Origin of the sequence: Phenylobacterium sp. (assembly GCF_030698145.1) — a bacterium.
Classification (GTDB): Bacteria; Pseudomonadota; Alphaproteobacteria; order Caulobacterales; family Caulobacteraceae; genus Phenylobacterium.
Genome location: NZ_JAUYNW010000098.1, coordinates 1 through 14188, shown reverse-complemented (window position 1 = coordinate 14188; position 14188 = coordinate 1). Strand labels below are relative to the sequence as shown.

At 69.3% G+C, this 14188-nt stretch carries 11 protein-coding genes; 4 read left to right on the top strand and 7 right to left on the bottom strand.

Annotation, left to right across the window (positions count from 1 at the left end):
• Positions 1-169 precede the first annotated feature (169 nt).
• The 5 genes from Q8Q77_RS15510 to Q8Q77_RS15490 all read right to left on the bottom strand — a co-directional run bounded on the left by Q8Q77_RS15510 (position 170) and on the right by Q8Q77_RS15490 (position 5502).
• A complete protein-coding gene (locus Q8Q77_RS15510; RefSeq protein ID WP_305584537.1) occupies positions 170-1147 on the bottom strand; it encodes an NADPH:quinone oxidoreductase family protein in 978 nt (325 codons plus the stop codon).
• The gene (locus tag Q8Q77_RS15505) at positions 1128-2186 is read right to left on the bottom strand and encodes an alpha/beta hydrolase (protein WP_305584536.1); all 1059 of its coding nucleotides are present in this window, start codon (positions 2184-2186) and stop codon (positions 1128-1130) included. Before Q8Q77_RS15505 ends, Q8Q77_RS15510 begins: the two co-directional genes overlap by 20 nt.
• A complete protein-coding gene (locus Q8Q77_RS15500) occupies positions 2179-2808 on the bottom strand; it encodes a TetR/AcrR family transcriptional regulator (RefSeq protein ID WP_305584535.1) in 630 nt (209 codons plus the stop codon). Before Q8Q77_RS15500 ends, Q8Q77_RS15505 begins: the two co-directional genes overlap by 8 nt.
• 188 nt (positions 2809-2996) lie before the next feature.
• The gene (locus Q8Q77_RS15495) at positions 2997-3407 is read right to left on the bottom strand and encodes a hypothetical protein (protein ID WP_305584534.1); all 411 of its coding nucleotides are present in this window, start codon (positions 3405-3407) and stop codon (positions 2997-2999) included.
• A gap of 157 nt (positions 3408-3564) precedes the next feature.
• Positions 3565-5502 (bottom strand): methyl-accepting chemotaxis protein, encoded by a 1938-nt coding sequence (locus Q8Q77_RS15490; RefSeq protein ID WP_305584533.1) that lies wholly within the window; start codon positions 5500-5502, stop codon positions 3565-3567.
• 241 nt (positions 5503-5743) lie between these two features.
• Between Q8Q77_RS15490 and Q8Q77_RS15485 the strand changes: the two genes are divergently transcribed.
• Complete coding sequence (locus Q8Q77_RS15485; RefSeq protein WP_305584532.1) at positions 5744-6052, top strand: hypothetical protein; 309 nt, start codon at positions 5744-5746, stop codon at positions 6050-6052.
• 74 nt (positions 6053-6126) lie between these two features.
• Here the strand turns inward: Q8Q77_RS15485 and Q8Q77_RS15480 are convergent, their stop codons facing one another.
• Together Q8Q77_RS15480 and Q8Q77_RS15475 are read right to left on the bottom strand one after the other, a co-directional pair.
• Positions 6127-6930 (bottom strand): DUF72 domain-containing protein, encoded by an 804-nt coding sequence (locus Q8Q77_RS15480; protein ID WP_305584531.1) that lies wholly within the window; start codon positions 6928-6930, stop codon positions 6127-6129.
• 8 nt (positions 6931-6938) lie between these two features.
• Positions 6939-8588, bottom strand: coding sequence for a M28 family metallopeptidase (locus Q8Q77_RS15475; protein ID WP_305584530.1), 1650 nt, complete (start codon positions 8586-8588; stop codon positions 6939-6941).
• Positions 8589-8955: 367 nt separating this feature from the next.
• Here Q8Q77_RS15475 and Q8Q77_RS15470 point away from each other — a divergent pair, with 367 nt between their 5' ends.
• The 3 genes from Q8Q77_RS15470 to Q8Q77_RS15460 form a co-directional block, all read left to right on the top strand.
• The gene (locus Q8Q77_RS15470; protein WP_305584529.1) at positions 8956-10359 is read left to right on the top strand and encodes an efflux transporter outer membrane subunit; all 1404 of its coding nucleotides are present in this window, start codon (positions 8956-8958) and stop codon (positions 10357-10359) included.
• A gap of 1 nt (position 10360) precedes the next feature.
• Complete coding sequence (locus Q8Q77_RS15465) at positions 10361-11488, top strand: efflux RND transporter periplasmic adaptor subunit (protein ID WP_305584528.1); 1128 nt, start codon at positions 10361-10363, stop codon at positions 11486-11488.
• Positions 11485-14188 (top strand): efflux RND transporter permease subunit (locus tag Q8Q77_RS15460; RefSeq protein ID WP_305584527.1); only part of this gene is annotated, 2704 nt, incomplete at its 3' end. The genes Q8Q77_RS15465 and Q8Q77_RS15460, both read left to right, overlap by 4 nt.

Sequence of the window (14188 nt, the reverse complement as noted above, 5' to 3'; positions counted from 1 at the left end):
CAAGCTGTCGGCACCTTCATAGATGCTCCCCTCCTGGGGGAGCTGTCACCGCAGGTGACTGAGGGGGACTTTGACTCGCTTCCGTGCGCTTCAACCCCCTCCGTCTCTCCGCTTCGCTCCGAGCCACCTCCCCCAAATCGCGCTGCGCGCTGGGGGAGGATCTGTCAGCTTACAGGTCAGGCCGGATGATCGTCTTCCCCACCACGGTGCGCTCGGCCAGCGTGTCGAAGGCGGCGCGCCAGTCGTCCAGGGCGTATTCCGCGTGGACGCGGGGCTTCATGTGGGGGGCGAGGTCCCAGATGGCGGCGTTGTTCTCGGCGCCCTTCTGCGGGAGCTGGCGGCCGTATTCGCCGGCGCGCACGCCCATCAGAGAGATGGCTTTGATCAGGGCGATATTGACCGGCATGACCGGCAGGCGGCCCGAGGTGAAGCCAATTGAGAGGATGCGGCCGTTGAAGGCGATGCAGCGGAGGCTCTCGTCGAAGACGTCGCCGCCGACGGGGTCGTAGATCACGTCCGCGCCGCGCCCGCCGGTGATTTCCTTGACCCGCTCGCGGAAGCCGCCGGTGACGTTGACCGTGGCGTCGGGGGCGTAGTCGCGTTCGATGATGGCCAGCTTCTCGTCCGAGGCCGAGGCGGCGATCACTTTGCAACCGAGATGGCGGGCCAGGTCGACGGCGGCCAGGCCCACCCCGCCGGCCGCGCCGTGGACCAGGACCCATTCGCCGGGCTCGACCTGGGCGCGGCGGACGAAGGCGACATAGGCGGTGAGATAGGCCACCGCGTAGCCGGCCGCCTGGCCGAAGCTGAGTGAGGGTGGTTTCGCGCGCAGGGCCTGGGCCGGGGTCACGGCGTATTCCGAGAAGCCGCCGATCCGCGCCCCGCCGACCACGGCGTCGCCCAGCTTCCAGCCGGTGACGCCTTGGCCCAGCGCGTCGATCTCGCCAGCCAGCTCCATGCCGGGGATGAAGGGCACCTGCGGCTTGTGCTGGTGTTCGCCCCGCGTCTGCATCAGGTCGGGGAAGTTGACGGCGGCGGCGCGCACCTTGACGCGGACCTCGCCGGGACCCGGCTCGGGGGTGGGGATCTCCTTGACCACGCAGCCGGCGTAGTCGGGCTTCAGTTCCTCAACGACCAGCGCGCGCAATTCGTCCCTCCAGGCCTTCCCGCACCAGACCCGCGATCTCGCGGCAGGCGGTGTCGGCGGCCGGGACCGCGCCGGTGAAGGCGGTGAAGGCGTGGGCCAGGCTGTCGTAGCAGCGGTAGATCACGGGCGACCCCGCGTCAGCCAAGCGCCTGGCGTAGGCCTCGCCCTGGTCGACCAGGGGGTCGAAGCCGGCGGTGACGATGACGGCGGGCGCCAGGTCCGACAGGTCGGGGCTGCGCAGCGGCGAGAGGGTCGGGTCGGCAGGATCGGCGTCGGGGCCCATATAGTGGCCCATGAACCAGTCCATCAGCGCCGAGGACAGCGGGAAGGCCTCGCCATAGGTGGTCATGGACTGGGTCTCGCTGGCCACGTCCACGCAGGGATAGATGAGGAGCTGCAGGGCCGGCTGAGGCTCGCCCGAACGCTTCATCTCCTGGCAGGCGATGGCCGCGAAATTGCCGCCCATGGAGTCGCCCCCGATGGCCACCTGGCCCGGCGGGGCGCCGAAGTCCTGCGCATGGTCGCGGACATGGCGGTAGGCGGCCAGCACGTCGTCCAGTCCGGCGGGGAAGCGATGCTCGGGCGCCAGGCGGTAGTCCACCGAGACCACGGCGGCGTGGCCCACCTTGGCCAGGATCGAGCAGAAGGCGTCGCAGGTGTCGAGGTCGCCGATCACCCCGCCGCCGAAATGGGCGAAGACCATGACCGGGGCGCTGGGGTCCTGGTTCTCCGGCCGGTAGACGCGGGCGGGGATGGCGCCGGCCGGGCCGGGGATCGACAGGGGATCGACCTGGACGCCGGGCTCGCGGGCGCCGCTGAGCGTCTCCAGGCCCGCGGTGTTGGCGCGCCGGGCCTCCTCCGGCGAGAGGCTGGTCATGGCCGGGCGGCGTGCGGCCTGGGCGGCCAGGAACTGCAGGCGGGGATCCAGGGTGCGGCCGCCCACATAGACCACCCCGCCGCCGGCCATCAGTCGCAGGATCGGCGAGGGCAGGGACAGCAGGGTGCGGACCAGGAAACGCTGAACGCGCTGGTCAGCCATCGACCCTCGCCTTGGGCAGGCCCTTCAGCCCCCCCTGGATCATGGCGACGGCGAAGTCGGTGGCGCCCTTCACGTCGAGCGGGCGGCGCGACAGCATCCGGTCGCCGACCTCGCGGGCGATGGCGATGCAGGAGGCGGCCAGGTAGTCGGGATCGGCCGCCGGAGCCCCGCCCCGGGCGATCTCCTCGAGGATGGCGTCGCGCACCTCGTTGAAGACCGCGGCCATCTCCGGCGTCTCGCCGTGGACATGGGGATGGGTCTCGCCGGGCGGGCGCTGGGCCTCCCAGTTCTTGTGCACGTCGGCCAGGAACAGGAAGTAGGCCTGGATGGCGGCGCGGACGAATTCTTCCCAGTTGGCCGACTGGGCGCGATGGGCCTTCAGGATGGGCGCGAACTGGCGGGCGCCCTCGTCGGAGAGGGCGACGTACACCTCCTCCTTGGATTTGAAGTAGTTGTAGAAGGTCCCCGCGGCCAGGCCGGTGCGGCGGATGATGTCGCGCACGGTGACGGTGTCGTAGCCCAACTCCCCGAACACCTCGCGCGCGGCGTCGAGGATGGACTGGCGGTTGGCGACCTTGGTGAGCTCGCGCTTGCCGGATGGAAGATAGGCGACTTCGGACATGAAGGACTGACTCGGTAAAACCTGACGCGCGTCATTCTAGTCATGCCGGGGGCCATGCGCCAATGTCCCGAGCAGAATCCGATCCGATCGGATCGGATTTTCTGCTCAAGACTCTTTGAATTCAGACTATTTTCTTCGCCGAACCGGTGGCCACTTCGGTGGAAAATGGTCTAGCGCGTGAGGCGGGATCAGGCGGCCGGGGCTCCGCGCGATGGACTGGGCGCGTCGCAGCGAGAGCGGCACTGGCCCCAACTCGCCGGGCACTCGTCCACGCTCTCGCCGGCCAGGCAGAAATAGTAGCTGCGCGCACAGCCGAGCCGGCATGCCCCGCCGTCCGCATTCGAAGGCCTGGCCAAGGGCGCCAGCATCGGCGGCAGGGGGGCGGGGGTGGAGGCCCAGGCCGCTGGCGCCTCGCTTATGGGGGCGCTCTTGCGGGCCTCGGCGGAGGCCTTGGCCATGCCGTCCAGGGAGCCTGGTGTGGACGGGACCACGATCCGTCCGCCCTGGAACTGAGGCTCGGCGGCGGGCCTGACCTGCTGCGCCCCGGCGGGGGCGCCGGCCAGGAGCGCCAGGGCGAGGGTGAGGGCCAGGATGCGCATGAGCCATCCTTGGCCGGACCTGCTTAAGGCCCGGTTAACCATGATTTGTTTGGGCTCAGACGGTGCGGGCGGCCCTGTCCTTGGCGTTGGGCGCCTGCAACGAAAAAGGGGGCCGCCTTTCGGCGACCCCCCGTAATACGCTTACGCTAACTCGGTACTAAAACTCTTCCCAGCTGTCGTCGTCGCCATGCGGCGCGGCGGCGAGCGCGGTGTTGCCGCGGCTCTGCGGACGCGGCGGCGGAGCGTGGGAGCGTTGCGGCGGCGGCGCATGACGCGCGACCGGAGCAGCGGCGGCGGCGTTGACCTTGAAGCGGGCCACGAGGCGGGCCAACTCCTGGGCTTCGTCGGCGAGCACGCGGCTGGCGGCGGTCGATTCCTCCACCATGGCGGCGTTCTGCTGGGTCACCTGGTCCATCTGGTTGACGGCGGTGTTCACCTGGCCGAGGCCGAGGGCTTCTTCCTTGGCCGAGGCGGCGATCTCGCCGACCACGTTGGAGATCTCGGCCACCTGGCGGACGATGCGTTCCAGGGCCTTGCCGGTCTCGCCGACCAGGTTCACCCCTTGGGCGACCTGCTGGGACGAGGCCGAGATCAGGGCCTTGATCTCCTTGGCGGCTTCCGCCGAGCGCTGGGCGAGGGCCCGGACTTCGGAGGCGACGACCGCGAAGCCGCGACCGGCCTCGCCGGCGCGCGCCGCCTCGACCCCGGCGTTCAGAGCCAGCAGGTTGGTCTGGAAGGCGATTTCGTCGATCACGCCGATGATCTGGCTGATCTGTTTGGCCGAACCCTCGATCTGACCCATGGCGTCGATGGCGCGGCTGACGATGACGCCGCCTTCCTCCGCATCGGTCTTGGCGGCGGCGACGGCCTCGCGGCCGTGGCTGGCGCCTTCCGAGGTCTTGTTGACCGTGGCGGTGATCTCATCCAGGGCCGCGGCGGTCTCTTCCAGTGTGGCGGCCTGGTGTTCGGTGCGGCGCGACAGGTCGTCGGCCGAGTGGCTGATCTCGCCCGCGCCGGACTGGATGGAGGCCGTGGCGCCGGCGATGGCGCGCATGGCTTCTTCCAGCTTGGCGGAAGCGGCGTTGAAGTCGTCGCGCAGCTTTTGGTAGTCGCCCGGGAACTCGCGCTCCAGGCGGAAGGTCAGGTCGCCGGACGCCAGGCCGTCCAGGGCCTGGGCCAGGGAGTTGACCACCAGGGCCTGCTCTTCGGCGATGGCCGCGGCGGCCTCGGTGTTCTGGCGGCGGGTGGTCTCGGCGGCGGCTTCGGTCTGCTCGTGCTCCTGCCGCAGCTTCTCGAGGTGGAGCTGGTTGTCGCGGAAGATGGTCAGCGACGAGACGATGGCGCCCAGTTCGTCCTTACGGCCGAGGGCGACCAGGTCGATCGTGTTGTCGCCGCGGGCCAGGGCCTCGGTGGCGCCGGCGATCTTCTTGACGTCCTTGCGCAGCATGGTGGTGAGCGCCCAGGCCAGGGTCCCGGCGATCAGCAGGGTGGCGAGCGCGGCGACCAGGGTCATGGTCTGGGCGGTCTTGGCGCGGTCTTCGCTGGCCTTGGCGTTGGCGTCGGTCTGGGCCTGGCCGGCCTGAACGATCTTGTTCAGCGTGCCGGTCATGTTGCCGTATTCTTCCTCGAACGGCGCGGCGAAGCCGGCGGCCGTTCCGAAGTCGGTGGTGATCATGGCGGCGATCACGTCCAGGGCGTCGCGGGTCTGCTTCAGCGCCTTGACCAGGTCGGCGAAGTTCTTCTTCTGCGACTCGGGCGCGGCGGCCTGGATCGCCTGAACTTCCTTGGTGATCGCGTCGACCTCGGTGAGCAGAGCCTGGCTCTTGCCCTCGATCTTGTCGGTCTCGATGGCCGCGGCCTGGTGGGTGAGCAGGAAGTAGAGCTCTCCGTGCACGGCGGTGATCCGCTCAGAGACCTTTTGCAGTCTCAGAGTGTTGGGCAGGTCGGTGCGGACCACCTGCTCCAGATCGGCCGCCTGGCCACGTTGAATCATCACGGCGCCACCGGCCATCAAGGCCAGCATCACCAGGGCGAAGGCGGGCGCGAAGCCGATCTTTACGATCAGCGGCGAATCGACAAGCCGTAGGCGCTTCACTTCCGATATCCCCCAGAAGGACGGTTAGCGTTTCGAACACCATGGCGTGAGGTTGCTAACCAATCGTCACTGAAGCGCCGGTTTTACGGGTCCTTGCGCGCGCACGAGTCTTATAGAGACGGTCAAAACGTCGCAGCGTCTTTACTTAAGATTAACCTCAAATCACTTGGACGACTCAGAATCCTTTAACCTGAATCCGGCATAGAGGAGTTGCGTCCGTAATCTAGAAAGGAGTGGGGCGATGAAAAATTTCATCAAAATCGTGGGGGGTGTCGCTCTCTGCCTGGCTTTTGCCGGCGCGTCATCCGCAGCTGACTTCCAAGCCAGCATGAGCAAATGCCTGACCAAGCACGCGAACACTCGCGACGCTGCAATGGTCATGCTCGAGTGCACGGCAGACGCCGGCAAGCTCTCGGGCTGCAAGGTGCTGGAAGACACCAAGGCCGGTAAGGGCTTCGACAAGGCCGCGCTCTGCGTCGCCGACGCGCTGCCCATGGGCTCGAAGACCGGGGTCGTGAAGGTCCCGATGCGCTTCCCGGGCGGCGCCTAAGCCGCACCGACCAAGAATTTCGTATTCTTGCGCTCGCGCCTCCGGCCTTGGCCGGAGGCGTTTTGCGTTCTGGGCTACGTGTTGACCCGCGAAAGCAGCGCCTGGGCCGCGGCCGGGGCGCGGACCTTTCCCTCGTGAATGAAGTAGGCGAACACCTCGCGCGGGCCCTCGGCGGGGCCGGTGCGGTCGATCGCATGGAGGTCGCCGGGGACCTGGCCCTTGGAATAGGCGACGAACCGCTCGGCCCATTGATCCAGGCCCGCCTCGTCATAGCCGTTGGGCAGGTCGTCGGAGCCCATCAGCAGGCGCGCATAGATGAAGTCGGCGGTGATGTCGGGGATCATCGGATAGTGGACGTTCTCCGACACGCAGATCGCCACGTTCCGGTCGCGGCACATCTTGACGAAGGTCTCATTGCCGAAGGTGTCGTTGCGCACCTCCAGGACGTGGCGCAGTTTCAGCCCGTCCTGGGTCTCGGGCAGCAGGTCGAGGAAGCTTGAGAAGTCGTCATAGTCGAACTTCTTGGTGGCCATGAACTGCCAGAGGATGGGGCCCAGGCGGTCGCCCAGCTCGACGATCCCCTGGGTCAGGAACCGGGTCACCGAGTCGGCGGCCTCGGCCAGGACCCGGCGGTTGGTGGCGAACCGCGAGGCCTTCACCGAGAAGACAAAGCCGTCCGGGGTGGCCGCCGCCCACTTGGCGAAGGTCTCGGGCTTCTGGCTGGAATAGTAGGTGGAGTTGATCTCCAGCGTGGTCAGGTGGCGGCTGGCGTAGGCGAGCTCGTCGGCCTGTTTCAGCCCCTGGGGATAGAAGACCCCGCGCCAGGGCTCGAAGGTCCAGCCTCCGATCCCGGCTCTGATCACGCCCTTGCCCGCCATCTAGCGCCTCATTTGCGTTGCGGCGCTGTCGCGTCGCGGGTTTGCTTGAACTCCGAGCCTTCCTTCCAGGCCGGCCACCCGGTGGAGTTGGCCAGCTTGCGGCCCAGGTCCAGCATCAGCTCGCCGTCCAGGGCCAGGCCCTCGAAATTCCAGTCGGCGGTCAGTTCGTCCGCCGGCTGATGATAGCGGTCGGCGGTGTAGGCCCTGGCGAAGGCGTCGCCCGCCGCCTTGCCGCCGGTCACCAGGTCGCGGCCCGAGCCGAAGGAGATGGCCGGTACGCCGCGCTTGGCGAAGGGGAAGTGGTCGGAGCGGAAGAAGCTGCCCGCCTCCGGACGCGGATCGGGGGTGTAGTAGCGGCCCTTGGCCTTGCCGGTGGCGATCAGCTCGTCCTGCAGAGTGGAGGCGGCGTTGCCCGAGGAGCCGAAGTCCTTCGCGGGGCCGGCCGGCGACAGAGCGTCCATATTGATGTCCGCCACCGTGGTGGCCAGCGGATAGAGCGGGTTGTCGGCATAGTATTCCGAGCCCAGCAGGCCCTTCTCCTCGGCGGTCACCGCCAGAAAGACCACCGAGCGGTCCGGCTTGGGCCCCTTGGCGAAAGCGCGGCCGATCTCGATCATGACAGCGATGCCGTCGGCGTTGTCGACGGCGCCGTTATAGATCTTGTCGCCCTTGGCGTCGGGCAGGCCGACACCCAGGTGGTCCCAGTGCGAGGAGTAGATCAGGGTTTCGTCCGGCCGCTTGGCGCCGGGGATGATTCCGACGACGTTCTTGGAGACGATCTTCTGGGCGTCGACGGCGTAGTCGATGGAGATGCTCGCGCCGGCCAGGGTCACGGGCTTGAAGTCGCGGGTCTGGGCCTGCTTCTTCAGGGCCTCGAAGTCGAGCCCCGCGGCCTTGAACATCTCGACGGCCTTGTCGCGCTGGACCCAGCCCTCGATGGGGGCGTGGGCGGCGGCGGGCTTCTCGCGGATGATGTCGAAGATGACGTTGGTGTTGGAGTTCTTCACCGTCGCCCAGCCGTAGGAGGCGCCGGCGGTCTCATGGATGACCAGGAAGCCGATCGCGCCCTGGCGCGCGGCCTCCTCGTACTTGTAGGTCCAGCGGCCGTAATAGGTCATGGCCTTGCCGCCGAAGTCACCCTCACCGGTCTCGAAGTCGGGGTCGTTGACCAGCACCAGCGCGATCTTGCCCTTCAGGTCGACGCCCTTGAAGTCGTCCCACTTCCGCTCCGGCGCGGTGACGCCGTAGCCGACGAAGACGATGGGGGCGTCCCTGACGCTGACATGGTCGACGCCGGTCTGAGCGGCGCGGATGGCGATCTCCTCGCCTTGTTTCCAGGCCTGGGCCGCCCCGCCCGAGGTGACGCTGACCGCCACCGGCCCCTTGGTCTCGAACCGGGCCAGGGGCACGTCCTGGGTCCAGGCGCGCTGACCCCTCACAAGGTCTCCACCGGGTCTCAATCCCGCGGCCTCGAAGTGCTTGGAGATGTAGGCGACGGTCTTCTTCTCGCCCTCGGTGGCGGGGCCGCGCCCCTCGTACTCGTCGGAGGCCAGCACCTGCACGTGGCCCAGGATCTTGCCGGGGTCGAGGTCGGCGGCGAGGGCCGAACCGGCGAAAACCGCCCAAGCCGACGCGCCAGCGAGGAGAAACTGTTTCATGGATCACTCAGGAAGGGGATTGAAATGCCGCCGGACCCTAGAGCGGGCGAGGGCGAGGTGGAAGGCGCAATTGCGTCGCCGATCGGGGCGGGTTTGTGGCCGTCGCTCAGCCCTGACAGCTCGGAAGGCGCGTGCGTCAAAGGCCGCGATGCGCTAGGTCCCTGCCGCGACGGGATGCGGCGGCGGCGTTAAGCTTTTTTAATGTGACTGGCCTGCAATCGACACGACGTCGTACTGTGTACAGAACTGCCGATACCAAGACCTGGGTCGCGCCTCCCCAAGGCCGGGAACTCCCGGCCGGCGATTCCCGGGCCGACAGACGAAAAGAATGATGCGCCCACCTTCTCTCGCAGCCGGCCCCCTCGCCGTGGCTTGCCTCGCGCTGTCGGCTTGCGCCTCGACGCGCGACGTCGACACGCGCCTGCCCGCCGCCTACGAGCTGCCGGCCCAGACGAGCGCGCCCGCCGGCGCCGTGGCGCTAGACACCTGGTGGACGGCCTTCGAGGATCCGCAGCTCAGCGGCCTGATCGAGCAGGCCCTGGCCGCCAGCCCCGACGCCCGCTCGGCGGCCGCGCGGCTGAAGGAGGCCCGCGCCCAGCGCTCGGGCGCGCTCACCGCCTTCCTGCCCCAGGGCAATATCCGCGGCGCGGCGTCGAAGACCGAGAGCGAGGTGGTCGACGGGACCGCCATCACCATTCCCGGGTTCTCGTCCAGCGGCGAGAGCGAGAGCCAGTCGGCCAATTTCGACGTGACCTGGGAGATCGGCCTGTTCGGCCGGGTGTTCGCCGCGCGCCGCGCCGCCAACGCCGAGATGGCCGCCGCCCGCCTGGACTACGAGGCGACCCGGGCGAGCCTGGCGGCCAACGTGGCCGACAGCTACTTCCAGGCCCGCGGCCTGGCCATCCAGTTGGCCGACGCCCGCGAGACCGTCCGCATCCAGGAGAGCCTGGCCCAGGTCGCTCAGACCCGGGCCGAGCGGGGCGTCGCCTCGCGCTCCGATGTCGACCGGGTGGCCGGCGACCTCGCCCAGGCCCAGGCCCAGGCCGCGGGCCTCGAAGCCGAGCTCCAGGCCCAGCGCCGCACCCTGCTGATCCTGGTCGGGCGCGGGATCGAACCTACGGCCAGCCTGCCGGTCGACGCCCAGGTCGGCGCGATCCCGCAGGTCCCTGCGGCGCTCCCCGGCGAGCTGCTGACCCGCCGGCCCGATGTGCGCCAGGCCGAGGCCATGCTGGTCTCGTCGCTCGGCCGCCGCGACTACGCGCGGATGGCCTTCCTGCCGACCTTCAAGCTCACCCCAGGCCTTGGCGTCCAGAAGACCGAGCAGCCCGGCTATGCGGCGACCATCGAGAGCTGGACCCTGGGCGGCGCCGTCACCATTCCGGTGCTCGATATCCCGCGCCTCCTCTCGGAGCTGAAGGTGCAGAACGCCAAGGTCGAGCAAGCCGCCATCGCCTATGAGAAGGCCGTCCAGGTCGCCTATGGCGAGGCTGAGAACGCCATGGTGCAACTGGCCGCGGACCGCCGCCGCGCCGAACTGCTCGACGCCGGCGAGGATCGGGCCGAGCGGGCCTACGAGGCCTCGCGCAGGGGCTACGCCGCCGGCCTGACCGACCTGCAGACGGCGCTCGGCGCCGAACAGTCCTGGCGGGCGGTCCGCTCGCAGGAGACCGGCGCCCAGGTGCAGGCCCTGCGCCGCGCCGTCCAGACCTATAAGGCGCTTGGCGGCGGATGGCCGCTGGCGTCCGCCCCCACCAACAAGAAGGCTCGCTGACGTGACGAGATCCAAACTGCTGCTGACCGTCACGGTCGCCATCGCCGTGCTCGGGCTCGCCGCCTGCGGCAAGAAGGAGGCGCCCAAGAAGGACCCCGCCGCCCAGGCCCGCGCCGTGCGCGTGGTCCGGGTCGAGGCGCGGCCGATCACCGGGGCGCTCACCGCCTCGGGCAGCCTGATCCCTCGCGAGGAAGCCGCCGTCGCCCCCGAGGTCACAGGCTATCGCGTGGCCCGGGTGCTGGTGGAGGAAGGCGCCTATGTCCGCGCCGGCCAGACCCTGGCCCAGCTCGACGGCGCCCTGATCAACGCCCAGGTGGCCCAGCAGAAGGCGCTAGCCTCCCAGGCCGCCGTGCAGGCCGAACAGGCGGAACGCGAGGCCGCTCGGGTCAAGGGGCTGGACGGGCAGGGGGTGCTCTCCGACGAGGCGCTCGACCAGCGCCGGTTCCAGGCCCGCGCCGCGCGCGCCAGCGCCGACGCCCAGGCCGCCGCCTATCGTGACGTCACCACCCGCGCGGGCAAGCTCGCCGTCTCGGCGCCGGTCTCCGGCCTGGTGCTGGAGCGCACGGTTCGTCCCGGCGACCTCTCGGCCGGCGGCGCGACCCCCTGGTTCCGCATCGCGCGTGGCGGTGAGATCGAGCTGGCCGCCGAATTGACCGAGGACGACCTTGCCCGGGTGCGTCCCGGCCAGCGGGCCACGGTGACCCTGCCGTCCGGCGTCACCGCCGTAGGCCAGGTGCGGCTGGTCTCGCCGCAGGTGAACACCCAGTCCAAGCTGGCGATCGTGCGCATCCGCCTGCCGGTGCGCGCCGATATCCGGGCCGGCGGCTATGGCCGCGCCCAGTTCGACGACGCGGTCGGCGCGAGCCTCTCGGTGCCCGAGACCGCCATCCGCTACGACGCCGACGGCGCCAGCGTGATGACCCTCGACGCCGCCAACAAGGTCAAGCGCGTGGCCATCCAGACCGGCGCGCGCGGCGGCGGCCTGGTCGCCCTGACCAAGGGCCCGCCGGCCGGCACCCGCGTGGTGCAGAACGCCGCGGCCTTCCTGCTGGACGGCGACCTGGTCAAGCCCATTGAGGTCGCGGTCGGCGCCCAACCCGATCCCAAGCCCGCGAGCAAGGCCCGATGAGCGGTCCCAACCCCAATGACGGCTCGGGCGGGATGCGGATCTCGGCCTGGGCGATCAAGAACCCGGTGCCGGTGGCGGTGCTGTTCATCGCCCTCGTCCTGGCCGGCATGTTCGCCTATGCCGGGCTGACGGTGAAGATGTACCCGAACGTCTCCCTGCCCATGGTCTCGGTGACCGTGACGCAGAACGGGGCGGCGCCGGGTGAGATGGAGACCCAGATCACCCGCCCCGTCGAGGACGCGGTGGCCAGTCTCGCCAACGTCAAGAACGTCTATTCCAACGTCAGCCAGGGCGTTTCGGTCACCAGCATCGAGTTCGAGCTGGGCGAGGACCTCCAGAAGAAGACCGACGAGGTCCAGTCGCGGATCGACCAGGCCCGCTCGGTCCTGCCCCGCGAGATCGACGAGCCCACCGTGGCCCGCGTCGAGTTCGACAACCTGCCGATCCTGACCTACGCGGTGGCCAATCCGGCGCTGTCGGACGTGGAGCTGTCCTGGTTCGTGGACGACACCCTCGCCCGCGCTCTGCAAGGCGAAAAGGGCGTGGCCCAGGTGGCCCGGGTCGGCGGGGTGACCCGCGAGATCAACGTCATCCTCGACCCCGACAAGATGAACGCCCGGGGCCTGACGGCCAACCAGGTCAACAACGCCCTGCGCGCCGCCGATCTGGACGCCCCCGGCGGGCGGGTGCAGGTGGGCGGGCGCGAGCAGACCCTGCGGGTCCTGGGCTCGGTCAACACCCTGGCGGCCCTGCGCGAATTCACGGTGCCCACCGGCGCGGGCGGCCATGTGAAGCTGACCGACATCGCCCAGGTCGGCGACGGCTCCTCGGAGGTGCGCGGCTTCGCGCGCCTCAACGGCCAGCCGGTGGTCGGCGTCATGGTCATGAAGACCCGCGACTCCAGCGACGTAGCGGTCGAGGACAAGGTCCTGGCCAAGCTCAAGGAGATGGAGACCACCCACAAGGGTGTCACCTTCACCAAGATCTTCTCGGCCGTGGACGAGACCCGAGCCAGCTTCCGCGCCACCCAGCACGTGTTGCTGGAGGGCATGTTCCTGGCGGCCCTGGTGGTCCTGTTCTTCCTGCGCGACTGGCGCTCGACGGCGATCACCGCCTTCGCCATGCCCGTCTCGCTGATCCCCACCTTCTTCTTCATGCAGATGTTCGGCTTCTCGCTGAACGTCGTGACCCTGCTGGCGCTCACCCTGGTGGTCGGCATCCTGGTCGACGACGCCATCGTCGAGATCGAGAACATCGAGAAGCGGGTCGCCCAGGGCCAGAGGCCCTTCCAGGCGGCCATGGAGGGGGCCGACGCCATCGGCCTGGCGGTGGTGGCCACCACCATGGCCATCATCGTGGTGTTCACCCCGGTCTCGTTCATGAAGGGGATGGCCGGTCAGTTTTTCCGCGAGTTCGGCATCACCGTCTCGGTGGCGGTGCTGTTCTCGCTGGTGGTCGCCCGGCTGCTGACCCCGCTGATGGCCGCCTACCTGATGAAGCCGGCGTCCAATCCCCATCCGCGCAAGCCGTTCGAGGGCTTCTACCGCAACGCCCTGGAATGGGCGCTGGACCACCGGATCATCGCCTCCATCGCCGGCGGCGTGATGTTCGTGGGCTCGCTGTTCCTGGCCACCCTGCTGCCCCAGGGCTTCCAGCCCGCGGGCGACCCCGACTACGTTTATGTCAACGTCCAGGGCCCGCCCGGCGCGACGGCGGCGGACATGGAAGAGGTCGCCGCCCGCATCAACACGGTGTTCCAGAAGCGTCCCGAGGTGACCGGCGTCTTCGCCCAGATGGGCTCGACCGTGGCCTCGGCCGGTCCGGGCAGCATGGGCGGCGGCGGCGGCGACCTGCGTTCGGGCACCATCACCGTCCTGCTCAACGAGAAGCGCGACATCTCCGGCGCCGACCTGCGCAAGGAGATGCGCGCCGAGCTGCTGGCCATCCCCGACGCCCGAGTCAGTTTCCTGGACTTCCAGGGCGCGGCCGGCCTGCAGAAGATCCTGACCGGTGACAATCCGGCCGCCCTGCTGGCCGCCTCCACCGAGCTGGAGCGCCAGATGCGGACCCTGGACGTGATCGCCGATCCGCGACCGGCGACGCCGCCCGTGGGCCCCGAGGTGATCATCCGGCCGCGCGCCGACGAGGCCGCCCGCCTGGGCGTCTCCGTCGACGCCATCGCCCAGGCCGCCCGGGTGGCCACGGTCGGCGACATCGACGCCAATGTGGCCAAGCTGACCGACGGCGAACGCCGCCTGCCGATTCGCATCCGGCTGCCCGCAGAGGCCCGCGCCGACATCGAGCGGATCAGGGCCCTGCGGCTCGCGACCTCCACCGGAGGCATGACCACCCTCGACGCCGTGGCCGACGTGGAGTTCCAGGCCGGTCCCGCGCGGATCGAGCGCCTGAACCGCAAGCGCCAGCAGACGGTCCAGGCCGAGCTCAACGGCGTGGAGATGGGCGTGGCCAACAAGGCCGTCGACGCGCTGCCGATCATGAAGAACCTGCCCAAGGGCGTGACCCCGGCCGAGACCGGCGACCTGGAGGCCATGCAGGAGTTGTTCGCCTCCTTCGGCCTGGCGGTGTTCTCCGGCGTGGCGATGATCTACGGCGTGCTGGTCCTGCTGTTCCGGTCGTTCTTCAAGCCGATCGTCATCCTCTCGGCCCTGCCGCTGGCGGTGGGCGGGGCGTTCTTCGGCC